This is a genomic window from Paenibacillus oenotherae (assembly GCF_019443105.1).
Lineage (GTDB): Bacteria > Bacillota > Bacilli > Paenibacillales > Paenibacillaceae > Paenibacillus_Z > Paenibacillus_Z oenotherae.
On record NZ_JAHZIJ010000006.1, the window covers coordinates 32,950 to 56,831 of the forward strand.

Below are 23,882 nucleotides of genomic sequence, written 5' to 3' on the forward strand. Positions count from 1 at the left end.
GGGGGATGTGACATGGAGAATATATCCGGTTTTTTGAAGATGACTATATCTATCCTTATAACGCTAGCTATCATTACATCCGGCTTGTTCTTATGGTATCAGACTCAGCCGATTGTAGATTTAGCCACGAGTCAGGCTGCTGCGCAAGCAGCAGAACTGAAGGAGCAGGAATTCTCGGCATTCGATAATCAGCTAGTGAGCGGTTCTCAAATATTGACTGCGTATAGACGGTACTGGAATCATGAAAATTTCTTTCTGTACGTGAGAACTTATAATGGCGGAACAGCAACGGAGTTCGGGATGAACCCGAGCGGAACTTCAAGCAGTTGCAGAGCATTCAATTATTCAAGCGGCCGATTTGAAGATACAGGCACCAGCAGTTGTTACATAGATGAAGATGATGTCACTTATTACTCAGGCACCTATTATGTCCCGCCGCAGGCACGATTTCAATCTACGATTATTAGAGATGACAATGATCGAATTGCAGCGATTTATTTTAGAGAACAGTGAGGGCACGATCCGTTAGCAGTTAGCAATCCTGTACTTAACCATTAATGGGAGGATGTTTATTATGGAGAATATTTCGGTAGGCTTAAAATGGGTGATTGGCGTTATTGTAACGATCCTAATTATTGCAGCTGGTGTTAGTATTTACCTTGTCATCAATGGATACTTTACCCGGGCGCAAGAGCAGACGCTGTCACAATCACAATTAATCACACAAGCAGAGTTCAGCGGCTATGATAACAAGGATGTATCGGGTCAGGATGTTCTTAATGTGGCGTCTCGTTATGCCGGCCGTCCTAATTTCTCGGTTCGCATTAAGAACAATGAGTCGGCAACCGGATTCTTCGCATCCAATAATTACAATAAATGCTATGTAGCACCGACAGATCCGGATGATCCCGTTGATGTGACAAATTATACCGCATGTCTGGGAGGTAAAATTCCAGTATCAACGATGCAGGATCAAACCCAGAGCGCGAACTATGTGAATCCTACAGCAACATTTGCATCCAAAATTTATAAGGACAAAAACGGTGAAGTTTGCCTTATCGAATTTATTCAAAAACCTAATTGATTCATCAAGAGTGATTGACCGCTTCGTGCCGTCGAGGCGGTTATTTCCTTCAAGAAATGATAGAGGGGAATGGATATGAACAGTGCGGGCAAGTTTTTGCTTACGCTATTTGCATGGATGCTATTCGCATGGGGAGGCTACTCCTTCCTCAAGAATGAGAATCTTCAGAATGATTATGTACAAGCGTCCGAACAAAAGCATATTTCCTCATCAAAGTATGAGGGGACAGCGGATTTAAATGAAATGACAGGTGAACAGCTAATCGGGATGATTCCACATGCGCTGGCAGGAGAATATAGACTAAGCATAGATTATATTGGGATTGATTCATCTACGGACATTAGTTCGATTAATCTTCGTGGTGTAGTAGGTTTGAAATATAAAATATCCGTTAACCGGACAAATGGGGCCATAACAGACATCTATGCCACGCATGAGTAAGGAGGAGAATTATGGCCGATGCGTTAAAAGGCGCTGTAGTAATCGTTCTGCTAATTATTGTTTTTGTTATATATCCTGCTTACCGACAGGCCGAGAATGTTGAGGATAACATGAGGGACGCGGTCAATTCGGCTGTGGTGGAGTTTGTGGATACGGCCCGTTCCAAAGGATATATTGAAGTAAGTGACTATAATCTATTGCTTCGTTCCCTTGATGCATCCCGGGCGGTGTTCGATGTTCAACTTGAGTATTACAAGAAAAATATTCAGCCTAACTACACGAATCCTGATGACATTGCTACATTTCAGGACAGCTTTAATGTTCGTTATGACGGTTATTTTTCGAAAGACATATTAAATGTTCTATATCCGGACGCTTTCGCCGAGGAGGATGATCCATCCAGACGCTGGAATATGCATGTTGGGGATCTAATCAATGTTCGAATCTCAACAAGAGAAACGACGCTAGCATCACGTATGCGTTCTTTTCTATTCAACAGCGCCAAGACGTCAATTTATGTAAAGTATGGGGGGATGGTACGGAGTGAAGCCCCTTAGCGTGCTGTTGGTTTTTCTGGTCATGATTATACCTCTAGTGCTTGTGAATGATTCCAAGAAATCTATGAGCGAGTTTAATCAGAAGATGTATAAGCAGTATGGGGATGATTTCCAATCGGCAGTTGATGATGCGGGTGAGTATCTATCGCGATTGGAAGCACAGCATATTTCATCAGCTGTACGCTACCAGCAAGAGAAGCAGTTGGAGTTGGATGAGGATGTTCTTAATGTATTTTACAACAATCTGGCCTTGAAATATGGGATTGAGAACAATCCGGTTGCAATTGAAAATTTGAAGATACATATGCCAGCAATGGTCATGTTCCGTTATACCGGCTATGTAATGATTACTTTGGATGATTCGGCTAGTTATGAGGGTCATTCCGTACTCAAAACAGTTTTTTGGCCGCAGCGGCCTTATTGGTATCTTCTTAATAATGGAAATGTCCTTTACTTTACTCTTGATGACAAAGTCACCGTGTACGATAAAGACTCGAATGAATTCTATCAGGGGGATTATGATTCGGTTAGTGCGCAGACGAACCTCGCCCCGTTAATGACGATTGATGCCTATCGCGAAGTACGGCAGAGTACTATCACTTCGCTTATTGAAGAGGATCTTGCTGCTGCGATTAACAGGCATATGGAATTGATTAAACGAATGGGTCTCTCCATACAATTCTCATTGCCAAGAGGGGCGGAACAGCAGTCTGTCAAAGATATCGGCTTCATGGCATTCATACAAGGATATCCTTTGCCTGGCGGAGAACGTTTGGACGCCTATTCATATGGAGGAGGGGCGGTAGTTACGAGGAAGACTTTGGTGGGAACAGTGTCGACTAGCGGCAGACATGTAGCCTATGGCAAAGCCTGCGTTCCTTCGAGTGGAGTAACCGAAATTGAGAGATTCTATGATTCCGTAGAAGCGGTTAGAAAAGGATATTTTATTGAAGAGTGTAGTTGATCAATTATAATAACCATTAAGGCTAATATTCACTAGAAGAATGAATAAGGGTTTGGTTATGAATTAAATATTTAATATAAACATAATTAATGTAGATAAATAGGCGATATTACTATATAATAGAAATTGTATTCATCAAAAATTTAAAAGGAGTTGACATTAATGGCACACTTAGCACTCGATTACGATGGCTTGAAAAAAAAGGCATCTAAGATTACCACGCAAAAAGATCAATTCGAAACATTGCTTAATCAAGTTATGGCAACAATAAAAGAAGTTGATAATGTTTGGAAGGATAAGGCTGCTACAGAATTTATTGATAAAATAACATCTGCGTCTATGAGGAAAAATTTCGCACAGTTTGGTGAAGCACTTGGAAATTTATCGTTGCATATGAATAATGTTGCAATAGAGTATGAAAAGCTATCTACAAATATTAGCAATGCTCAAAAGTTCTAAAGATGTTTGCAGCTACAGCTGTGCATTACATGCACAGCTGTTTTAATTTAAATAATGGTGCACAGAAAGAAGTAAATAATCAAGATTGGAAGAGGGGATCAGAAGTTAATGTTACCTGGCCTTCAAATAGGATGAAAGGAGGATAAAGGATGCAGAAGAAGGCGGTATTCAAGGAGGATGAAATTAAACGGCTGCAGCGGAAAATCAAGGGGATCAGTGAAGATACGAACCGGCTGCGTCAGCAGATCAATGGTCAAATGAGCGGTTGGAGCGGCGACCTGCCCGTATCGAGCATGGTGCAGCAGGCACAGCGGCGGATCAACAAATTAACGGACGATGCCGAGGGGCTGGCCGATGTAGTGAGCAAGGCGCTACAAGAGACGACACGGGTACAGCAGATAATCGGGCAAGGGACAGAGAAGCTGCTGCGTACGATCGGCAGCATAAATCCCCTGCTGGGCCAGCTCCTGCAACGATCCGTCACGGCCCATACCACGTTCGCCGATTCGTTCGGGAAGAAGATCCATCATCTGGTCACGAAGGTTATCGACATGTTCCCGCGAGACCGGATCAACTCGGACCCGGTCATACAGAAGCTGCGGGCGGAGCTTAGACAACCGAATCTGCCCCATCCATACCGGATCATGGCGGAGGGGAAGCTGAAGGCGATTCTCGCGGATCGGGAGCTGATCGCGAGGATGCAGACGGCCTATGAGGTGTACAAGAAATTCGGCAATACGGCATTGATGAAGGAAGCCCACGAACAGGCGGAGAAAAGTCGACAGCGGCTACGGGATGCGGGAATTAGCGAGGAGCTGTACGGTGCGGCGGAGGATCTGCGGCGGTACTTCCCCGGCTCGGAGATCGAGGCTTGCCCGTATGATCCGGTGACGGGTGTTCTTTACGGTTCGGAGAATGATCGGATCGCGATGTCCGAGGATCCGCAATATTTGTACCTGCTTACGCTCGCGATGCAAGAGGACGATATGGGGAAGTACGGTAAAGAGCGGCTGAAGCAATACCTGCAGGCTACGAACCAGATTCTCCCGCCGGAGTTTAGCTATGATAGCAGGGGCAACAAGATCCCCAACTACACCTATAACAGCAGAGGGGAAAAGATTCCTATACCGGATTTAGGAGGCTCGACTGCCCACCAGATTCTTGTGAATAATCCGGATATTAATTGGTTAATGAACAAGCTTGCCAGCGAGAATAACTTCACTCAGGAAGAAGCCAAGGAAGTTATCTATGCCCTATACCGTCGGAAGAAAGAATTAATCAAATTGGATAGCACGATCAAATCAGCAGCAACAGCGATGGGGGAGGAGGCGTGGTATACACTTGGTGAACGGTACCTCAAAGTAAGGCAAGCATTCGCACCTAGTTATGAGAATGGTTCCGTTGAGACGTATTATGAACCGGGAGAATTCCTCTACGATCAACAGTATAATACGACGTGGTATATGAATCACCTTGACAAGGATTTCGACGAGGCACTGTCGCTGCTCGGTGACCTGGATGATGCGTCGTCTACTCCTCAGGTTGGTGCTCCAGGTCAAATGGGAATAGGAGGCCGCGTAACTGGTCGCATAAGTGTGGGGCCAAGTGGTAAAATAAATAGCAGCAGAGGCACTATTAAAAACATAGAAATTCCTTCAGGATCGACAGGTATAGCAATAGGCAAAGTAGAGGGAATCATTAGAAAGAGCGTATTAAATGAAGCCAGTATAGCAAAGCTGCTCAAAGCGGCAGGGGAAGGTAGTATTGATCCGAGTAAATGGAAGGCTACTATAGTTGTTGCAAGCAAAGATATTTCACGATTGACACCGAAGGTATTGAAGGAAATTGATCGACTACTCAAAGAAGGTGAGACGGTCGACGATAATGTGATCGAACAGTTGGAGATCACTATTAACGAAACGATACCTCCGAATCCGATCGATTCCGCTCAGGAAATACCGCCAGTGGGCGGCGGCGGTTCAGGAGGTGGAGGATCCGGTGGTAAGCCCCCAGCAAATGGTCAGGGTGATGGTTATAATGGTTTTGATGATCAAGATGATGAAAATGAGGGGACGGGTAAACCTTCATCAAACTTTGCTAACAGAGAACTTCTTGAGGGGCACTATGAGAAGCATGGTGGAGAATTTAAAGGTTCGTATAAAAATGCTGATGAGTACCTTCAAGGGGCAAATGATGTAATGAACGGTGGCACTAAAGTTCAATACGAGTATAAGTTAAAGAATGGGACGGTTGAAACAAGGACTGGTTATGTTAAATTTATGGGTAACACTCAGAAAGGCGAAGCTAAATTTGAATTTGTTGGTACAAATACTAATGGAGATATAACAACCTATCATGTAAAACGTGGAGAAGATTTATGGAAATTGTTAAATGGCAACAAGCATGATAAAAGTATTAACCCGTTTGAGTAAAAGAGGAGGGATTCCCATTCAGTACACGGCAAAAGTTATTAACATGAGCCCCATAATTGAAGAAGAGGTTACGCTTGAAATTAACGGAATTCAAATTATTGCCTTCGCAAATGAATGCCCGTTTGAACTCATTGTTGGAGAGGTCTATCAGATTGAACTCGATGTAACCATACTTGATGAATTTATTATCAAGCAAGTGAACTTGGAAGAGTACAATATTCATCAGCAGAACAAAAGTTTCGCTTACACCTTACAAGGAAAACTAGATATTGATGAAGGGACTTTAGAAGTAGGTAGTATAACTTTTGAAATTGATAGTGAGTTCCTGATGGATTATGGTTATCTGCATGAACAATATGTACAAATAGGGGTAGACCGATTAACCGTCGATTTTTTGAATAACTAAATGTATGAACCTTGATTGGCTTAATGCCTTTCAAGGTTTCTTTTTTATGGGGATACCCATTGCCGAATGAACCCATCATTCAATCAACAGCAGACTTAACCCAAGTAATACCCGTATAAAGATTTCGTCATTTTGATTGTACGCACATCAAATGCTTTAATTTTATAACCTAATTAACGCTATTTCGATACATCAAACAGGTCAATTATTGTCAGATACTACCATGATTGACCTGTTTTTTGTTATCTTCGCTTTCTCACAGTTTTTTGAAATCAATCGCAACTGTAAAATACGCCACTACGATAGGGAAGATGAGAAGGTAGTATATTGCATCTTCTAGGGTAGATAGCACGACAATTAATATTGTCAGGACTTATCTGCAAATTGTCCGCAACAAATGAAATACATGCCGCGATGATTATCGTGAGCGAACAATCTGGTGACGACCAGTTGACATAGAACAGGCAGGGAACGTATAAGGCTAGCCACCTGCCCTCTAATTAAGCCCGAAATTCATGAAAAATTCGGGAGGGGGTGGCACATGAAAGGGGTAACGGTATCCATAGACCGTATTGTCATTGACTTTACAGACGTGTACTGGGACTTCTTCAATGAGTTCCATAAACGAATCTGTCACTATTACGGGGTTAGAATGACGGTGGGGGAAAGAGGATTTCAATACCGTATCAGAATCAACACAGGAGAACACTTTCTACATATCTCCTATAAGTTGGTCTTTGCTCCGAAAACTCGTAAGAACACGCTCAGGATAGAAGTCTATCCGAAGTCGCTTGTTTACTTCCGTCATTGGCTCGAACAAATCCGAGAATACGCCGATCAAGTCTTGTTTGTACGTTGTGATGTAGCTTTTGACATTCCTGTTCGCATAAGTGATCTGTTCACGATGTCTACGAAGGGTCGTAAGCTACGCCTGTTCAAAGGCACTCGCTATTACAACGGCAAGCATCAGCGTCAGGAGGATGGTTATTGTCGGGTGTATGACAAGAAACGTCAGTTGTTGGAGACAGGGCGGCAGAAAATCAGAGGGGAGCGAACGAGAATGGAAATTGTATATGCCCCGAAGGAGAAGATACCGCTTGCTACACTCGTTCAGTATCCGCCGCAGTGGAATCAGCACCGTCACAGCGACGGAACTGGTGGCTGAAATCGGAGATATTCGTCGCTTCTCCAATGCCGACAAGTTAGCCCGTTTTGCAGGAATCGCCCCTATCCGCTTTAGTTCGGGCGGCAAGGGCAAAGACCAAGCCAGTGGACAAGGCAATCGGGTACTAAACGCCATCTTCCATAACCTAGCCGTTCAACAAATCCAAGTGGCTAAAGGTGATAACAAGAAGCAACGGAATCCCGTCTTCTACGAGTTTTACGGGCGGAAGTTAGCCGAGGGCAAGACCAAGAAGCAAGCCCTGATATGCGTCATGAGAAGGCTTGTAAACATCATCTACAGCATGATGAAGAACAAAACAGAGTATCGGGTGGTAAGTCTAACAGAGCGTCAGGCAAGCTGATATAATGGTGGTAATTGGAAATCCAGTTGCCACTTTCTTTATTCCAAAGTTTAAGATTACTACTTAGGGGACGGGTAATGCTAAGTTCATTCCTACACCAGAATCAAATAAAGCTCTTGCTGATAAAATAGCTCAGGATTTAGGAGGAATTATTAAGCCTGCAAAAGGTGATGGATGGACGGTAAATATACCGATTACTTACAATAATAAACCTTCAGAGATCACGTTGAGAGTTATGAACACAAGCAAAATGAACGACAATTACTGGAGGCTTTCTGTTCAAGGTAAACCAGCGGTCGATATCAATGGGAATTTTAGTAACGATATTGTGCCTACTCATATCCCGATAACAGGAAGTACCTACAATGATATTGTAAATATCATTAACAAATTAACTGGTAAATAGGAGTGTGTAATATGGCAAACTTAGAAGAACTAACATCGCTGTTATGGAGTTGTGAAATTACATCTTATAAGTTCAATTTTGAAGATCATTCAATTTCATTAGAAATAAAGAGAGTTTTTGATAATGAAACAACGGCATTTGATGTTAAACTGAACGAAGTTTGTTCATTCTCATGGGTTAATGGAATGGGCGATGACAGGAAGAAATTGTATGAATGGGAGTATCTTGATTTAGTGTCCTTCGATACTATTAATGATACGAAGATACACATTATGGGGGATAGTTTTCTAAACCAGTACTCTCAAGCCCCTAATATATGTTTGGAAATCGGGAATTCTGTTCTCTTGGTTGAAGCTAAGTACCTTTCTATTAATAATGAGAGATTTCAATTGCTTGATAGTTGAGTGATAGTAGCCTTGATTGGCTATATGTCTTTCAAGGTTTCTTTTCAACCCAAAATCATGCCCACTCGCCGCGCACCATACACCGAAGGGAATTTACCTATCAATAGAGGTGGTGCACCAACAAATACGATAACAGTCATTACTGATAAAAAAGGTAACCTTGTATATACTTTCTCAAGTGGCTTGGGGTTTGGAGATTAAAGATATGTTCAAAATTATATTAGAATCTGTAGACGGTGAGCAATTGGAAAAAGTGTTCGAAGAGGGTAATGTTAAATATTTGCAACAAGACGAAGATAAGTTTGAGATGTTAGGAGAGTTATCAACCTGCAGTTATGATGTCTACTCAAGTAAAGACATGGATATGTTAATACTTGAACTTGTGAGGCTGAAGGAAATGCTACTTGATACCAAGGAAATTAGGCATATTGAAGAAATCATTTCTTTAGCTGAAAGATGTAAATACATAGAAAATAGCAGGCTGATATTCACTCCTTTTTAAGCGAGAGAATTATACTAAAAACCTTGGTTGACGGGGATACCCAGTGCCGAATGAACCCACATTAAACTAATAACACATATATCTCATGTAATACCCGTATAAAGATTTCTCCATTTCGGTTGTATGCACATCAAACGTTTTAATTATTCTTCCGTTACATCAAACAGGTTGATTATGGTTAGATACCACCATGATTGACCTGTTTTTTGTTATATTCATTTTATCACAGGATTTTCAAAATGCTATGCAAATGTAGAATACGCCACTCCGATAGGGAGAATGAAAGGCAAACATCTATTGAGATAAATAACCCGACCATTACTATTCCAGTATCAGGTTCTCAAAATGGCTCAAGCTGTGACAACGATGGATTGTGCGGTACTTTGGTAAATCCCTTATGAAGTGACGTGAACTGGCTCTCTTGACTTCCCTTGTCCATGTTCTCGTTAACGGCTTGGCGGTTTTCAATCAAAAAAATCATTCGCGCTTGTCACTTTAATCCTTGCCCTCTTCGTTTTGATTACACCGCCGCATAGCGGCTATGCAGTTTTGGAGACGATTAGGCTAGACAGTACTCTTACCTGTTCAATGTCATTTATGTACGAGCATACTAACTCCATTTGTTAAGATGACCGTTCAAGTAATTGCGTATTTTTTAAAAGAGCTTTCGGACGAGACGAAACGAACGGCAAAAAATATAGTGGTAAAAACAGTCTAGGGAACAGCAACCAGCATTCCTAACGCTTCATAAACTTTCAAAGGCTTATTCCAACTTGAAATATGAGTAGGAATAAGCCTTTCTTTGCATGCTCATTCATTCTATCGAAATAATTTCTGTAATAATTAAATAATCCCTAGGTTATTTCCGATAAATATACAATAATGGAAGTTAATTTGGAAGGGGAGAAATGATAATGAAAGAAGAAATCCAACTGGGAAAACAAAGAACCAAGAAAGCAGCAGCGCTGATGGTAAGTATTGCACTTGCCACCAGTATGTTAACAGGAAGCGCTACAGCTGCGGGGAGCTCTATTAGTGTCGTCCTTGATGGTTTGCAGGCTCCTTTGGGAAGTGCGGTCATTGAGAACGGCGCAACGATGGTTCCGATCCGCTTTGTATCGGAGAAGCTGGGTGCCAACGTATCGTGGGACGGCACCACAAAGAAGGTCAGCATTAACAAAAACGGAAAAAGCATCATTCTGACGGTTGGCTCAGCATCAGCCAAAATTGACGGAGTAGATGTAAAGCTGGATGCTAAAGTCATTCGCAAGGAAGGTGCGGTTCTTGTTCCTTTACGTCTGGTGGGGGAGCAATTGGCTGCTGAAGTAGAGTGGAATGCGGATCGTAATACGGTCTATATTCATACGCCAGGTAAAGAAATCGGAGAGGTGGATCCCTTTGGTCGTAAAATCCGGACGACGAATCTCCCTAAGAACTATAAAGACTATCCCTACATATTAGCTGATATTCCGAACGAGATGTATGAGATGGGGTATCCTGGGACAATCGAAAGAAGAAAAAAGGTTTCCAAACAACTCTATGATGCGAAAGTTTTCACGACTGATGATTTGACTAAAATAATGAAGCGGATAACTGAAGGATACGAAATGATTTTAAATGTGGATTACAAAACCATCGATGTGAAGACGTGGGGCACTAAATTTTTTTCATACATGAATCAGTCTTTTGCTGACTATAAGATGCAACAGAACAATAAGTATGCTCACTGGGTGAAGAAGAACCAGATACAGATTGAAGGCTCAATCAAGCCGGAGCCTTCAATGCTATATAATGCAGGAACAGGCGGCTGGTATATTAGATCAAAAATTATTTTTAAAATTAAGAGTTACAATGAAGACAAACAAATTATTCACGATGAGCATTATATGCCTTCTAAATTTAAAAAAGGAATATGGTATGAAGGCTATGTAGACTTATGGATTGGTAGTAATGTGTATGGAGGGGATCTTGGCGATCATGTTGCGATAAGTGGGGTTACTTTATTCTACAGCCATAATATGTATAGAAAAGTAAGTGAATAACATGAAAAAGTTTTTTATTACAATTTTCATACTTTCCATACTATCTTCAAGTTATACTCTAGTCGCCCATAGTAATCGCTCAACTGAATTTGATAGTGGATCTTTTACTTATACAACGAACGGGGCACTTGCAACCAGTTCTATCCGCTATGACACCATTGGATGGCATTTTCATAAAAATAAGACCTGTACGACCTCAAATCATACCGGGCAGTGCAATCCTAAGTCACCGTCGGCGGGCTTTTTATTTACACTGATGGATGGGGATAAAGATAACTTACTTAATTTCCCTGTTCCAGGTGAATATACAACAAACTTTTATTGGTCACCAGAAAGAGTTATAGAAGCCATAACAGCGGCAGGTGCAGAGAGCTTACTGGAAGATGGTGCGACCATATACATTAGTGCAGTTATGCGCGTTGTAACTGGAGATCGTACCGATCCCACTCAAGTGTCAGGTCCGTATCATACGATGAAGGGGATTGTGGAAGCTGAGACGTGGGCGCATCCTGAAGATCTAAGACAGTATTTCGATGTAGCCGTTACTTTTCAGGGGAAAGATTATCCCGTCAATATGATCTTAAAAACGGACACAGGAACCGTCATTCCAAATCCGGCCAGCTTTCCTTCACTAGTTGGAACCTATAAAGCGGGTACTGCCGTGACCAAATCTTTCCCGGCAACCGTAGTGCATGCAGGTAAGACCTATACGATCCAAAAATCATGGCTTGCTACGGTTTTAAATCCCGCGAATATTATCAGCGAACAGCCAGCAGCGGCAGACAATCGCCAGCGTAACTTCAAAGTGCCTGTCGGAGGCATGAATATGGTCGCCCAGTATAAGGCGGCTAATCCGGTAACGGCCAAATTCTACGCAACGGATGGCACACCATTGCAAGATCCCGTAGATTTGGGGGAGAAAGAAACAGGGGCTGCGGTATCGTACTCGTTCCCGACGACGCTGAGCAAGGATGGTGTTACTTATACGATCACACAATCCTATTTTCTGTACAACTCCGCGCCAACTACTAAAAAATTCATCCAGAACGAGGGCTCGGCGGGGCTAATCACACGGAACCTGAACACGCCCGAAGGCGGAGCGACGATTGTCGGCATCTATAAAAACAGCCTATGCGAAACAGACCCGTCCAACCCGGCCTGCTCAAGTCCGCAGGGCAGCGGGGACTGTGTGTGGACGATCCAGCCCCCCAGTGAAGCGGCGGCTCCGGTATCGGCCTTCATGAACCCGAATGCACGAGGCGCCATCTTGGGGGATGACCCCACGAATGGTCGGCACTTTGAGACCCCTATGGGAATCCCGTCATCGGAATACCTATATGCGAATACCTGGGGATTAAAGTATCTCTACCAGCATACCTTCGGTCAAATGAAAGGGGAAGTCACCTATACCTGCAAGGTAGACCTGACCTATGTCCTGAAGTGGAAAATTCCCGTTCCTCCAGTCCCGGGCCCTGGGGGAACGATGATCCCGCAGCTGCCTATAGAAATGACGGATACGGAAAATAAAACCTACGAATTCACGTTGATACCACGGGACTACTCCTACTGGCAGATTAACAATCTCGAGGTGTATGGCCTGCAGCAGGCCACGATGACCAATTATGCGCTGCCGGGAGGAGCCGTGACACTGCAGCCGAGCGGCTATACGCCGCCAGCTGTCGACATGAGCAACAGCACCGAGGTCACCGATCATGTAGAGCCCCAGGATACGGGGACGATCACCTTCGTTCCCCCGATTGTGGATGGCGGCAACATGAGACCGCCCCTGCCGGATCATACGGCGGAGCTGAAGGCAATCGCGGAATCACAGACGAAGGAGCCGAAGGTTCAGAACGATGCTCTCACCTTCAGCTTCGAGGGTCAGAGTACCCTTGTCATGGACGATACGGTGGTGGAGAAGAACGCGCCTGCGCCCGGAATCATCCCGGCCCCAACGGCTATCGGCGACTACCGCTCCACAGGAGCGACCACGCTGTACCGGGATCGCCTGCAAATTCCGCCACCACTGCCCAATCGGGCGGATACACCAAGCGAAGGGACAATCTACTACGAGCTGCTCCCGGAGGAAGTCGGCGGCAGCGGGGATGTCAATTACCCCATCACAGGCATTAATGAGGTGACGGTACATACCCCCGTCGTCAACTATTCCACCTTGCCGGATGATAATCGTCCGTTCGACCAGCGGATGCAGCCGGACATGACCCGGACGGTGCTCATTCTGGATCGCCCGTTCACGATCCATATGCCGGAGAGCGGGCAGCATGTGAATCTGCCGGGCTATGGCAACCGGGATTACAAGGCGTACACGAAGCAGAAGCGTATCCGGTTTCCCTTCGGCGTGTTCCATGCAGGCAGCAATACCTACTACCACGGGGGTACCTGGATCACGATTCCCGTTGGCACGCCTTCCATGACGTTCAAAATGCCGACCTGGGTCGATGAAGGGAACTATCAGATCCGCACCGAGGAGTGGGCGATCAACAGCATCGGCTCCGAGCCCTGCGAGCCGAACCGGAACAGCCAGCTGGCCAACTATTGCGCGGTGCAAACCTTTGATGTCGGGGTCGTAGGCCGGTTGTTCAATTTCCGGGTATGGGATATTGGCGACCTTCGGTTTGAAGAGGTGTTCCGGACGGACAAAGGGGCCAAGGCGCATAAGCCGGTGGCTTACTACTCCGGCGGACGGGACGAGAACGGCGAGCCGACGGCGTTGGAGGGCCAGCATACCTGGCTCCTTCCGATCCGTCCGGGCTCGCATCCGACCCAGCGGGCCACCGTGCCGCATAACGGCTATCCGTTCCTGTTCGACTTCAAGACGATGGGGAACCTGTGGGACAAGGGGGAAGGGATTCGCATCGACCCCACCTTCTGGTTCGTGCCGCGCAGCGGGGGCACGGCCTCCCAAGTCGACCTGTACTATGATGCAAGCGGTGCGGGGAACAAGATGATCGCGGTCGGATCTGCTGCAGATAAAAAGACGTTCACCCGATATTATCGGCTTGCGGATCCCTTTCGTAATTTAAGTGAAACCGAGCTGCAGCAGGCAGCGGCGTATGAGTATCAGCATATCCTAAGCGCCAGTGAACGGTCGGCAATCGGCTGGTCAGCCTTCTACACCCAATATGGCAAGCGGCAAACGAAGATTGGTGTCGGCTATGATCTGGAGGTGCTGCCCTACAAGTCGCGGACCCTGATCGGACCGACGGTCATTCCAGCGGGGGTAGATGCGACGGCGGCCCTGAGGAGCGTGCAGCACTGGTATGGCGAATACAACCTGCCCATCGCCCCCTATATCCTGCCGAAGGGAACCAACATCGTGACCCTGGCGAACAAATATGGCGGGAAGCTGGACGGGCATGAGAAGGAGTTTTTGACGAAGGGGTATATTATCGTTCACTTCGCCATCTATACCGTAAAGAATAACGATCAGCAGACAGAGGTTCTCGGCTACAAAGCGCCGATCGCGAACATGTGGGCGATAGAAGGACAAATCGCAGCGGATCAGAATTATCGGGGGCAGACTTTCAACTTCAAGGCAGGCGACATCATCCTGTTCGAATCCGACTTCTCCGTCCGCAACGACTTTCAGGGACAAGGAAGATAATGAGGACTATCGGGGAGTGCGGAATATCCGTGCTCCTCCTGCCAGAAGGGGGACGGAAGTAAAGGATGCAGAAGAAGGCGGTATTCAAGGAGGATGAAGTTAAACGGCTGCAGCGGAAAATCAAGGGGATCAGTGAAGATACGAACCGGCTGCGTCAGCAGATCAACGGGCAAGTGAGCGGCTGGAGCGGCGACCTGCCCGTATCGAGCATGGTGCAGCAGGCACAGCGGCGGATCAACCAATTAACGGACGATGCCGAGGGGCTGGTCGATGTAGTGAGCCAGGCGCTACAAGAGACGACACGGGTACAGCAGATAATCGGGCAAGGGACAGAGAAGCTGCTGCGTACGATCGGCAGCATCAATCCCTTGCTGGGCCAGTCCCTCCAGCGATCAATCACGGCCCATACCACGTTCACCGCCTCGTTCGGGAAGAAGATCCATCATCTGGTCACGAAGGTTATCGACATGCTCCCGCGAGACCGGATCAACTCGGACCCGGTCATACAGAAGCTGCGGGCGGAGCTTAGACAACCGAATCTGCCCCATCCATACCGGATCATGGCGGAGGGGAAGCTGGAGGCGATTCTCGCGGACCGGGAGCTGATCGCGAGGATGCAGACGGCCTATGAGGTGTACAAGAAATTCGGCAATACGGCATTGATGAAGGAAGCCCACGAACAGGCGGAGAAAAGTCGGCAGCGGCTGCGGGATGCGGGAATTAGCGAGGAGCTGTACGGTGCGGCGGAGGATCTGCGGCGGTACTTCCCCGGCTCGGAGATCGAGGCTTGCCCGTATGATCCGGTGACGGGTGTTCTCTACGGTTCGGAGAATGACCGGATCGCGATGTCCGAAGATCCGCAATATTTGTATCTGCTTACGCTCGCCATGCAAGAGGGGGACAAGGAAGCGTACGGTATAAAGCGGCTGAAGCAATACCTGCAGGCAACGAACCAGATTCTCCCGCCAGAGTTCAGCTACGACAGCAGGGGCAACAAGATCCCCAACTACACCTATAATAGCAGAGGAGAAAAGATTCCTATACCGGATACAGGAGGCTCGACTGCCCGCCAGATTCTGGTGAATAATCCGGATATCAATGCTGCAATGAATCATTTGAACAGCCTGTATAATCTGAGCCGAGAAGAAGCGACTGATATCCTCTACGCCCTTTATCTTACGAAAAGGGAATGGGATAGTAATGTTGCGGCCGAGGACATAGGGAAAGATGGCGCTGTCTTAGAGGAAGTGGATTTGGATCAGCTTGCCGATCGGTATCGTTATATCCGGCAAGTGCATAACCATAAGTTTGAGGAAGGGTTTATAACTCAAATTTATGGAACGGGAATACAGCGGGGACAATATCTGATCCAGGAAGATATGAAAGTAATCGATATGATGCAGCAATTCGATATCAGCGAGTATAGCGAAGCCATGCAGAGGTCGGAAAATTTCGATATGGCGATGGCCAGCGGTCCGATAAGCATTGTTCCGGGCCTGAGGGGAATGTCTCCAATAGGTGGACGCATGGGGAGTGGTCGTTCGAGTGTTAAAGTTCCGGTTGGGAATATTAATGCTGCACAGATAGAATCGAAATTTACAATTCAGAATAAGACGACTCAGCTACAGTTAAAGGGACTTGAAACGAAGGGGTATAAACCACAACCTGGTGAAAGAACTGCTACAAAAAAAGAATGGAAGGCACTGGATGGGGAAACACGAATACGATCCAATCTGGCTCAATCATCACCTATTAGCATTCCTTCAACAGCTGCGATTAAAGTTCAAACAAAGACGGGCTATCAACAGATACAATTTAAATGGTCGGATGGTTATTATAAATATGAATTGCGTTGGCATACTCGCACACCGGGGGCTCCAATAAATCAAGGTAATACATGGGTAATTGAAAGAACTACACCTGGAAACACTACTGGTCAATCACGAACTTATCATATTTATACTGGTGGGAATCAGTGGACACCACGACATGAATGGCAAGCTGCTATAACAGCAAGACAAAATGGAACAGCAACTGCAGCACAAAATAAAATGTTGGAGAATGGACATTGGCCAGCGCCATAGAAGGAGAATTCGTTATGAATGTAATAAATGATAAGTACTATGAAGGTTACGAAGGCGAAGGTGAGATCCAATTTATTCGTTATCTTGCTGATGGGAATAGATTTATATTGAGAATTTGGGACGGTTTTTTTGACAAAATAATGAGTTCGATTGATCCTGAACCAGATGGATGGACAGGTCTAGCTTATTTTTATCATGTAGAAGAACCATGGTGGGAAAAGCCGTGGGAGATTCCAGATAAAGAAGTAGTATTGAAACAGTTCGAAAAAATAGATACTAGTAACTTCGATGACACAACCAAGGATTTATTGAACGAATTATGTGTTTTGCTTTTACATGCTCAGAAATGTAATGAGGTCGTCATGATTGCAGATGAATAGAGCAAAAATGAATGAACGCGGCTGAATGTAATATAAAGTGACATAAATAAAACCTATTCTTCATATCAATTGTTCTTATTTGTGAAGGACGAAACGATTGTAGTACAATAGTCGAGTCCTACTATTTGATAAGTAATAATGATAATAATAGATGAAAAGGATAGGTAAATCACAAAATGCATTTGCGATCTGTCATTATATGCAGCTACTTGATGGTGGCGTATTGGGCCTCCAGCCATTTTGCATCGCTTGAGATGGTGTTTTATCCTACGCTGGGAGCATTCAGCTTCTTGTTTCTGCAACGGATGGATAAATTTAATGATATTAAACGAATTATTATCGGTGCGGTTATCGCTGTTACGATCGGCAATTTGTTCTATATGTTCGATAGCGGCGCGTTGTCCTTTTTTGCTACCGCGATTGTGACGATATCGCTCATTCATTATTTCAAATGGAACGCGGCTCCTATTCTTGCGGTGTCACTCATACCATACTTTGCCCATCCGGTTTCGATGTGGACCATGCCTGTTGCGGTCATCGTTTCCTTGCTCGGCCTTCTCCTGCCTCTATGGCTCATTACAAGATTCGAAAGCTTGAAGAAGGGCAGCTTGAGCATAGGACTGTTCCGCGGCAAAACCGTTGAATCCCAGCAGGAAGGATAGGCTGAGATCGTTCATACAGCTATGTACAAGCAAACAGGCGCCGATACCCAATCGGCGCCTGTTTGCTCCATACAATCAGAAAAAGGTCAAATATTCCCTCGCAGCCTCCGACATCCGCTCTGGTGTCCATTTCGGTTCCCATACTACCTCCACCTTTACATCATTCTTATCTGTTTGATCCAGCAATATCGTGCGAACACCGCCTATAATCGTATCATGTAACGGACATCCCGGCGTTGTCAGCGTCATTCGGACATAGATGGTGTCCGGATCTTCCCGTACCTCATAGACAAGTCCGAGATCGACAATATTAACGCCAAGCTCGGGATCATAGACCTGGCGCAGCACATTCAGTATTTGTTCGTTATGATCCATTGTGTAAACCTCCCATCAGCTGTTCTAAGATTAGATTACTGTCTGAACACAAGGCCAATACGCGAGATGTAAACAAGAGAGCATAGTGAGTATGCCGCCCCGGCAACGGTTATGACGGTTGGTGCTTGCAGCAGCAGGGCCGCCAATAGCAGCAGGGTGGTGATCGCGATTGCCGCCAATCCGCGATTCACTTGCTGCTCATTCAGCAGGGCAGACATCATCGGCGTTCCGGGCTTGCCGACGAGCTTGCCGTATTTATGCGTCCACCACAGGAACGGTACGATCTTGGACGAATAGCCGAGGATGGTGAAGGATACCCAGCCCCCCAGATAGATCCATCCGGCAACCAGGACGAATTCAGCATGAAAGAGCTGCTTTTGCGCTGCCAATGTATAGAGCAGTGCGATAATGGCGAATAGCGCAAAGGTCTGATTCGCATATACGGACCATTTGATTCCGCAACCGGGATTGCGTTTGTTGCGGTGCTTGATAATCTGAAGCAGATGAAGGTTGTATACGGTGACCGCCAGTGTGAGCAGCAGCAGGGTGAACCATTGCATCCCTATCGCTCCTCCGGTTATGAACGATACGGCGCCGAAGAGGACAGCAGCATTCCACAGCAGCAGCGAAACGATCTGCAGCCGAACCGGATAATGATGCGCCAAATAAAACATCGGAAGCATTTTGTAGCTGAAGCCTGTAATAAGCAGCCCGAACCAGCCAACTGTGCCGAGCCAGATATGGGCATGAAAGATTTGCTCATGATAGGCGATCCACTGGCCTGTAGCGAAGTTGATTCCCATCATTAAGCCGCTTGCAGCAGTAAGCACCAGATACAGCACCGCGCAGGCCGCGCTGATCGTAATCGCATTCCATAATGAAGCGCGAATGAGGGTAACCGTCATATTCCAGGCAAACAGCAATATTCCGATCATCGCTATAGTGGCGGATGCGGCGATAAAGTACACCTCTCCTTGCAGAAAGCCATAGAGAAGCCCCGCAAGACCAATTGTGAAGCAGACGTAATGAACATATCCGAGCCGTTCACTGTACAGCTCTGTCTGCAGGATGACATTGATGAGCTGATAGACGGCGCCCATAGCGAGCATAGTCGCCCAGCCGAGAACGAATAGATGGATATGGAACCAGCCCGATGGACCTCGCACGCCTTCGCCCAGCCAGCCGAAGAGCGACAGCAGGGAGGCCGCATGGAAGAGCACGAAACCAATCATCCCCGTGATGATAAAGAAGAAGGGGAGACGGGACATGGCGCTCGCCTCCTTATGTTTTTTGTCGTATGCTCACCTTGGCCGATCCATCCGGCTGATCCTCAACCGAATAGGCATAGCCGAGGCTGTTCAATTCTTCAATGAGAAACACCGGCACCCGGTCGTTATGAATGATCACCTCCCCCTCTGGATGGACCCGCTTCAATGCGGCAAGCGTCCGTATCATCGGCTGCGGCGGCTCCAGACCCCGATTATCCAATTGTATGAGCCGAGGGTTGGACTTGCCGTCAGTGTCCGGGCCGGCGGCGGCATCTACAATTCCGGCGGATTCCCCTTGCTCAGCAACGGTACCAGTGCCTACGCTCTCTGCTTCTTGAAGCCAGCGCTTGTTCTTCTTGCTTACAAAGGTCGTAATCCAATGCTCCTTGTCATGCTGCACGGATTGGCCGGCCAATCCCCGCAGCTTCAGCATTCCAAGCAGCGGTGAGGGCTTGAAGGTTGCATGCAGCACGAAAATATCATCGGCGTCCAGTTGCTTGACCGTATCCATAATAAGCTGGAACGGCTCCAGCTTTTTGCGCAGGTGGGGTCTGACATCCAGTTCTACAACTTTCGCATGCTGTCGTTCCATACTGAATATTCTCCCTTCCTATGAAATTCGCCGCTTGGCTTCCTCGTAAAGACCTGCCATGCCGCCATAGAGCGTGAAGAAGAAAGCATCCGGAGCATCAAGCGAGAAGGAGGTGTACAGCTTGGGATCGATTCCAAGCATTTGCTCGAACAGCCTGGCGCTGTCATAGGCGTAGAAGCAGAAATAAATATATTGAAATTCCGGCATCTTCTCATAGATGGTGACGATCTCCGCTGCATATTCATCCAACTGGCGGGAAGACTCGCGTACCATCGATAAGGCGTCATCCATCGTAACTTTGATCTTGATTGTACGTTCATCAACAATATCGACGACTGCCATTGGAAACAACTCCTGCCTATAATTTTCCGATTCTGACCTGAAATGCAATTGGACCCTGCTCCATATACTCCCATGTAAATTTCCCCGGATACATCGCATCGAACTGGAAGCGAAGCGGCACCGGATCATGATCGTTAATGAGGAGCATGGCTTGTGATGGTTGCAGCTTGCCGAACGTTTCGAATATGACCTTATGCTTCAGATGAGGGGGATATTCTGTGGCATTAACAGTAGCGGTGTATGAACGCATAATTCATTCCTCCTGATTATTGAATTGTCTTTTCGCTTTGATTATAGAGCAGGGAGCAATGAGGCTTTGTGACCTCTATCACAGGTGGAATTGTTTTTTATCAGCCTTGCAAGCAGGGAGAAAAGGGGGTTGCGCGAGGAGTGTGTGATCAGAATCACAGTAATATCCCGTTAAGGAATTATAAAATCTATCTATATAAGATGAACTAGAGAAAGAACAACAGCGATCGTAAGAACATTCCCCTGCGCAGCAGCCTGGAATTTCCTTTCGTTCAACTTATGTAGCAGTCTGATTGAAAACGAATTTATGCGTGCGGGAATAAGGAAGGGGCGGATGCCAGTGGCAGGCCAGCTTGTTGATTCATATGGAAGAGTGCATGATTATTTGCGTATTGCGGTAACGGATCGCTGCAACCTTCGCTGCGTGTACTGCATGCCTGCGGAGGGGATGACATTCGAGCCGGATCATCGCATTCTCTCCTATGAAGAGATCGCAGAAATCGTCGAGACTGCTGCTGCACTGGGCATTCGGAAGCTTCGAATAACAGGCGGTGAGCCGCTCGTTAGAAAAGGCCTGGACACGCTAATCGCCATGCTGGCGGCAATACCCGGCATTGAGGACATTGCCTTGACGACCAACGGCATCTTCCTGGCGCCATTCGCTGACAGACTAAGAGCAGCAGGGCTGACAAGAGTCAATATCAGTCTTGATTCACTTCGGGCGGACAGATTCGCGATGATAACGCGAGGCGGCGATGTCAGCAAGGTACTGGCTGGCTTGCGTGCCAGCCAACTGGCCGGCTTCAGTCCGATCAAGCTGAATGTAGTGCTGATGAAGGGGATCAATGACGACGAGGTGGAAGACTTCCTGCGCATGACAATTGAGGAGCCGATTCAAATCCGGTTTATCGAGTACATGCCGATCGGCCATGAGGACAATAGCTGGAGAGCAGGATATATGCCGCTTGATTATGTGCTGGAGACATGCAGACGGTTGGGGTTGGACTGCGAGCCCGCCAAAGAGGTGTACGGCAATGGTCCTGCGCAGAGCTACCGGATCGCTGGAGCAGCCGGAACATTCGGCCTTATCCATCCTGTCAGCGATCACTTCTGCGGCAGCTGCAACAGGCTTCGGCTCACCGCAGACGGCAGTATCAAGCCTTGCTTGTACTGGTCTGATGAATATAATATGCGGGGGCATCTCGGGAATCCGTCTGCGCTTGCGGCGATCTTCCAGAGAGCGCTAGGCTCAAAGCCGGAGACACATGAGATGGCCAGGGCACTTGCAGGAGGACAGCGGTCTCAAGCTCCAACAGCCCGGCGCATGTCACAGATCGGAGGATAATGAGCTGCCGCAAGCTGGACTGAGCATCCTGTTCAGCAGCGCATTAATTCCAGCGCATTAATTCCATCCCGCAATGGTGATCTCCATCACAATGGACGGCCAACAAGCGGTCTATACTGAGATCAGTTCCATATAGAGAGGATGGTTCAGAGATGGAGAAACGTTATAACGGCCAAGAAAAAATTGGAGATATTGTTGCTGAGTTTCCGGGTGCAAGCAATCTGTTCAAGGAAGCCCGGATCGACTTCTGCTGCGGAGGCGACCGTCCCTTGGCAGAGGTTATCAGGGAGAAGGGGCTGGATGAGGCAGCTCTTATTCAAAGGTTGAATGAAAGCTATGAAGCCATGATCAATCAAGGCGCATATGCCGATAAGGATTGGCGGGAGGTGCCTGTTGCAGATCTCATTCACCACATCGTCCATGTCCATCATGCTTACTTGAAGGAGGAGCTGCCGCTGCTTAGCGAGTTTGTAACGAAAATATGGCGTGTGCATGGCCCGGTGCAAGGCCAGGTGCTGAGTGACCTGCATGAGCGCTTTCACCAAATGAAGCTTGAACTGGAGCAGCATTTGATTGCCGAGGAGAGGGAGCTGTTCCCGCAGCTGGAGCAATTCGCCGCACATCCGGAAACAGCCAGCAGGGAGCAGATTATGAAGGGCTTGTATGAGCTGGAATCAGATCATAGCGGTGTTGGGGATGCGCTGCGGGAGATGAGAGAAATGACGGGCGATTATGCGCTGCCCGCTGAGGCGTGCCGAACGTATCAGCTGACCTTTCAGAAGCTGATCGCGCTGGAAGCCGACATGTTCCAGCATATCCATCTGGAGAACAACATTCTGTTCCCCCGTATTGAAGCGCTAAGCTAATAATCCAGCAAAAGAAGCATCCGTGCCCGCCTTGATAAAGTGGCTTCGGATGCTTTTTGCTGGCCTTATTTGAATCCGCGCTGCTGCTTTAACGCATCGAGATTAATGATAACGATGCGGTTGCGTTCAACCTCCAATATTCCTTCTTTGCCGAGCTGATTCAGAAGGCGGTTGATCGTCTCCCGCGTCGTTCCTACCGAATTGGCAATCTCCTGATTGGTCATCGGCAGGTTGATCATCATTTTGTTGTCGACCATTTCGCCATGCTGATCGGCAAGCTTCAACAGGAAGGAGAGGGCTCTATGCTTGACATCCTGTCCGGAGAGCACCTGCAAATTATCTTGAAGCTCACGGATTTTATCCCCCATCACACGCATCAACTTGATCGCTATCGCTGGCGTATTCAGCATCAAATGCTCGAACTTCCGCACCGGAATGGCCAGCAGCAACGTTTCGACAATCGCTTCCGCAGTAGCCGGATACGGATTCTGGTTGAAGAAGCCCGTGTGGGGGAACATGTCTCCTGACTTCAGGAACGAGACGATTTGCTCGTGGCCGTTCTCGTCGGTTTTGAAGGTTTTGACCAACCCGTCCTGTATGAAGAAGACGGCTTCCTTCTCGCTTCCTTCTGTGAAGATGGTGGATTTCTTACCTATAGTGCGGGATATTGTAATCTCCTCAACACGCGCAATTTCTTCCCCATTCAAATCGTGGAACAGGGGTACACGTTGAAGAAAGACAGCTGTTCGTTCCTTATTCATAGTTTTCCTCCTCTCTACATCAGTAGTAAACCCATTATATCTCAATACTCGCTCCGGAATAAGCACGCCTCCACAGTTGTCACAAAAACGTATTCAACATTCGAACTTAA

The 23,882-nt window shown here is 46.8% G+C and carries 24 protein-coding genes and 1 pseudogene; 19 read left to right on the forward strand and 6 right to left on the reverse strand.

The genetic code is table 11. The annotated features are described in order from the left end of the window. Nucleotides 1-12: 12 nt before the first annotated feature. The 17 genes and pseudogenes from K0T92_RS10675 (at nt 13) to K0T92_RS10755 (ending at nt 17,974) form a co-directional block, all read left to right on the forward strand. A complete protein-coding gene (locus K0T92_RS10675; RefSeq protein ID WP_219872463.1) occupies nt 13-513 on the forward strand; it encodes a hypothetical protein in 501 nt (166 codons plus the stop codon). Nucleotides 514-574: 61 nt separating this feature from the next. Beyond that, nucleotides 575-1,084, forward strand: a complete 510-nt coding sequence (locus tag K0T92_RS10680; protein WP_219872464.1) for a hypothetical protein — start codon at nt 575-577, stop codon at nt 1,082-1,084. 69 nt (nt 1,085-1,153) lie between these two features. Then, nucleotides 1,154-1,525: a hypothetical protein gene (locus tag K0T92_RS10685; RefSeq protein ID WP_219872465.1), complete on the forward strand. Its 372-nt coding sequence runs from the start codon at nt 1,154-1,156 to the stop codon at nt 1,523-1,525. An 11-nt stretch (nt 1,526-1,536) separates the two neighbouring features. After that, nucleotides 1,537-2,082 (forward strand): hypothetical protein, encoded by a 546-nt coding sequence (locus K0T92_RS10690; RefSeq protein ID WP_219872466.1) that lies wholly within the window; start codon nt 1,537-1,539, stop codon nt 2,080-2,082. Next, a complete protein-coding gene (locus K0T92_RS10695; protein WP_219872467.1) occupies nt 2,069-3,046 on the forward strand; it encodes a hypothetical protein in 978 nt (325 codons plus the stop codon). The genes K0T92_RS10690 and K0T92_RS10695 overlap by 14 nt, the downstream gene beginning before the upstream one ends. Before the next feature lie 162 nt (nt 3,047-3,208). Further along, nucleotides 3,209-3,505: a WXG100 family type VII secretion target gene (locus K0T92_RS10700; protein WP_219872468.1), complete on the forward strand. Its 297-nt coding sequence runs from the start codon at nt 3,209-3,211 to the stop codon at nt 3,503-3,505. A 149-nt stretch (nt 3,506-3,654) separates the two neighbouring features. Then, a complete protein-coding gene (locus tag K0T92_RS24995; protein ID WP_246628075.1) occupies nt 3,655-5,937 on the forward strand; it encodes a hypothetical protein in 2,283 nt (760 codons plus the stop codon). Beyond that, a complete protein-coding gene (locus K0T92_RS10710; RefSeq protein ID WP_219872469.1) occupies nt 5,897-6,343 on the forward strand; it encodes a hypothetical protein in 447 nt (148 codons plus the stop codon). The genes K0T92_RS24995 and K0T92_RS10710 overlap by 41 nt, the downstream gene beginning before the upstream one ends. Before the next feature lie 541 nt (nt 6,344-6,884). Continuing rightward, nucleotides 6,885-7,508 (forward strand): hypothetical protein, encoded by a 624-nt coding sequence (locus K0T92_RS10715; RefSeq protein ID WP_219872470.1) that lies wholly within the window; start codon nt 6,885-6,887, stop codon nt 7,506-7,508. Further along, a pseudogene (locus K0T92_RS10720) lies at nt 7,471-7,869 on the forward strand (transposase); the annotation flags it as partial. The gene K0T92_RS10715 and the pseudogene K0T92_RS10720, both read left to right, overlap by 38 nt. A gap of 417 nt (nt 7,870-8,286) precedes the next feature. Further along, nucleotides 8,287-8,679 (forward strand): YxiG family protein, encoded by a 393-nt coding sequence (locus K0T92_RS10725; protein ID WP_219872471.1) that lies wholly within the window; start codon nt 8,287-8,289, stop codon nt 8,677-8,679. Between the two features lie 190 nt (nt 8,680-8,869). Then, the gene (locus K0T92_RS10730; RefSeq protein WP_219872472.1) at nt 8,870-9,181 is read left to right on the forward strand and encodes a hypothetical protein; all 312 of its coding nucleotides are present in this window, start codon (nt 8,870-8,872) and stop codon (nt 9,179-9,181) included. A 914-nt stretch (nt 9,182-10,095) separates the two neighbouring features. After that, nucleotides 10,096-11,223: a copper amine oxidase N-terminal domain-containing protein gene (locus K0T92_RS10735; RefSeq protein ID WP_219872473.1), complete on the forward strand. Its 1,128-nt coding sequence runs from the start codon at nt 10,096-10,098 to the stop codon at nt 11,221-11,223. A 412-nt stretch (nt 11,224-11,635) separates the two neighbouring features. Further along, nucleotides 11,636-14,848, forward strand: a complete 3,213-nt coding sequence (locus K0T92_RS10740) for a DUF5704 domain-containing protein (protein ID WP_219872474.1) — start codon at nt 11,636-11,638, stop codon at nt 14,846-14,848. 65 nt (nt 14,849-14,913) lie between these two features. Beyond that, entirely contained in the window at nt 14,914-16,932 is a 2,019-nt protein-coding gene (locus tag K0T92_RS10745; RefSeq protein WP_219872475.1) for a hypothetical protein, read from the forward strand. Between the two features lie 14 nt (nt 16,933-16,946). Then, nucleotides 16,947-17,312, forward strand: a complete 366-nt coding sequence (locus K0T92_RS10750; protein ID WP_219872476.1) for a dihydroorotate dehydrogenase (quinone) — start codon at nt 16,947-16,949, stop codon at nt 17,310-17,312. A 176-nt stretch (nt 17,313-17,488) separates the two neighbouring features. Beyond that, nucleotides 17,489-17,974 (forward strand): HPP family protein, encoded by a 486-nt coding sequence (locus K0T92_RS10755; protein ID WP_219872477.1) that lies wholly within the window; start codon nt 17,489-17,491, stop codon nt 17,972-17,974. Between the two features lie 75 nt (nt 17,975-18,049). Here K0T92_RS10755 and K0T92_RS10760 read toward each other — a convergent pair whose 3' ends face one another. From K0T92_RS10760 to K0T92_RS10780, 5 genes are read right to left on the reverse strand one after another with little or no spacing between them, the layout of a single operon-like run. After that, nucleotides 18,050-18,349 carry a metal-sulfur cluster assembly factor gene (locus K0T92_RS10760; RefSeq protein WP_219872478.1) on the reverse strand — a complete coding sequence of 100 codons (300 nt, stop codon included), beginning with the start codon at nt 18,347-18,349 and terminating at the stop codon, nt 18,050-18,052. A 35-nt stretch (nt 18,350-18,384) separates the two neighbouring features. Continuing rightward, complete coding sequence (locus K0T92_RS10765; protein ID WP_219872479.1) at nt 18,385-19,617, reverse strand: cbb3-type cytochrome c oxidase subunit I; 1,233 nt, start codon at nt 19,615-19,617, stop codon at nt 18,385-18,387. A gap of 13 nt (nt 19,618-19,630) precedes the next feature. Beyond that, nucleotides 19,631-20,209: a DUF2249 domain-containing protein gene (locus K0T92_RS10770; protein WP_219872480.1), complete on the reverse strand. Its 579-nt coding sequence runs from the start codon at nt 20,207-20,209 to the stop codon at nt 19,631-19,633. An 18-nt stretch (nt 20,210-20,227) separates the two neighbouring features. Next, nucleotides 20,228-20,551 carry a hypothetical protein gene (locus K0T92_RS10775; RefSeq protein WP_219872481.1) on the reverse strand — a complete coding sequence of 108 codons (324 nt, stop codon included), beginning with the start codon at nt 20,549-20,551 and terminating at the stop codon, nt 20,228-20,230. Between the two features lie 16 nt (nt 20,552-20,567). After that, the gene (locus K0T92_RS10780) at nt 20,568-20,801 is read right to left on the reverse strand and encodes a DUF2249 domain-containing protein (RefSeq protein ID WP_219872482.1); all 234 of its coding nucleotides are present in this window, start codon (nt 20,799-20,801) and stop codon (nt 20,568-20,570) included. 333 nt (nt 20,802-21,134) lie between these two features. Between K0T92_RS10780 and moaA the strand changes: the two genes are divergently transcribed. Continuing rightward, nucleotides 21,135-22,145: a GTP 3',8-cyclase MoaA gene (moaA, locus tag K0T92_RS10785; protein ID WP_219872483.1), complete on the forward strand. Its 1,011-nt coding sequence runs from the start codon at nt 21,135-21,137 to the stop codon at nt 22,143-22,145. A 152-nt stretch (nt 22,146-22,297) separates the two neighbouring features. Beyond that, complete coding sequence (gene ric, locus K0T92_RS10790) at nt 22,298-23,011, forward strand: iron-sulfur cluster repair di-iron protein (protein ID WP_219872484.1); 714 nt, start codon at nt 22,298-22,300, stop codon at nt 23,009-23,011. A 65-nt stretch (nt 23,012-23,076) separates the two neighbouring features. Here the strand turns inward: ric and K0T92_RS10795 are convergent, their stop codons facing one another. After that, entirely contained in the window at nt 23,077-23,772 is a 696-nt protein-coding gene (locus tag K0T92_RS10795; protein ID WP_219872485.1) for a Crp/Fnr family transcriptional regulator, read from the reverse strand. Nucleotides 23,773-23,882 lie beyond the last annotated feature (110 nt).

Bases quoted from the DNA above. Each gene is read 5' to 3' on its own strand.
- K0T92_RS10690 (WP_219872466.1), top strand. From the start codon at position 1,537: ATGGCCGATGCGTTAAAAGGCGCTGTAGTAATCGTTCTGCTAATTATT.
- K0T92_RS10710 (WP_219872469.1), top strand. From the start codon at position 5,897: ATGGCAACAAGCATGATAAAAGTATTAACCCGTTTGAGTAAAAGAGGA.
- K0T92_RS10685 (WP_219872465.1), top strand. From the start codon at position 1,154: ATGGATATGAACAGTGCGGGCAAGTTTTTGCTTACGCTATTTGCATGG.
- K0T92_RS10765 (WP_219872479.1), bottom strand. From the start codon at position 19,617: ATGTCCCGTCTCCCCTTCTTCTTTATCATCACGGGGATGATTGGTTTC.
- moaA (WP_219872483.1), top strand. From the start codon at position 21,135: ATGCCAGTGGCAGGCCAGCTTGTTGATTCATATGGAAGAGTGCATGAT.
- K0T92_RS10675 (WP_219872463.1), top strand. From the start codon at position 13: ATGGAGAATATATCCGGTTTTTTGAAGATGACTATATCTATCCTTATA.
- K0T92_RS10755 (WP_219872477.1), top strand. From the start codon at position 17,489: ATGCATTTGCGATCTGTCATTATATGCAGCTACTTGATGGTGGCGTAT.
- K0T92_RS10770 (WP_219872480.1), bottom strand. From the start codon at position 20,209: ATGGAACGACAGCATGCGAAAGTTGTAGAACTGGATGTCAGACCCCAC.
- K0T92_RS10780 (WP_219872482.1), bottom strand. From the start codon at position 20,801: ATGCGTTCATACACCGCTACTGTTAATGCCACAGAATATCCCCCTCAT.
- K0T92_RS10725 (WP_219872471.1), top strand. From the start codon at position 8,287: ATGGCAAACTTAGAAGAACTAACATCGCTGTTATGGAGTTGTGAAATT.
- K0T92_RS10740 (WP_219872474.1), top strand. From the start codon at position 11,636: ATGCGCGTTGTAACTGGAGATCGTACCGATCCCACTCAAGTGTCAGGT.
- K0T92_RS10775 (WP_219872481.1), bottom strand. From the start codon at position 20,551: ATGGCAGTCGTCGATATTGTTGATGAACGTACAATCAAGATCAAAGTT.
- ric (WP_219872484.1), top strand. From the start codon at position 22,298: ATGGAGAAACGTTATAACGGCCAAGAAAAAATTGGAGATATTGTTGCT.
- K0T92_RS10750 (WP_219872476.1), top strand. From the start codon at position 16,947: ATGAATGTAATAAATGATAAGTACTATGAAGGTTACGAAGGCGAAGGT.
- K0T92_RS10795 (WP_219872485.1), bottom strand. From the start codon at position 23,772: ATGAATAAGGAACGAACAGCTGTCTTTCTTCAACGTGTACCCCTGTTC.
- K0T92_RS10680 (WP_219872464.1), top strand. From the start codon at position 575: ATGGAGAATATTTCGGTAGGCTTAAAATGGGTGATTGGCGTTATTGTA.
- K0T92_RS10745 (WP_219872475.1), top strand. From the start codon at position 14,914: ATGCAGAAGAAGGCGGTATTCAAGGAGGATGAAGTTAAACGGCTGCAG.
- K0T92_RS10715 (WP_219872470.1), top strand. From the start codon at position 6,885: ATGAAAGGGGTAACGGTATCCATAGACCGTATTGTCATTGACTTTACA.
- K0T92_RS24995 (WP_246628075.1), top strand. From the start codon at position 3,655: ATGCAGAAGAAGGCGGTATTCAAGGAGGATGAAATTAAACGGCTGCAG.
- K0T92_RS10760 (WP_219872478.1), bottom strand. From the start codon at position 18,349: ATGGATCATAACGAACAAATACTGAATGTGCTGCGCCAGGTCTATGAT.
- K0T92_RS10700 (WP_219872468.1), top strand. From the start codon at position 3,209: ATGGCACACTTAGCACTCGATTACGATGGCTTGAAAAAAAAGGCATCT.
- K0T92_RS10735 (WP_219872473.1), top strand. From the start codon at position 10,096: ATGAAAGAAGAAATCCAACTGGGAAAACAAAGAACCAAGAAAGCAGCA.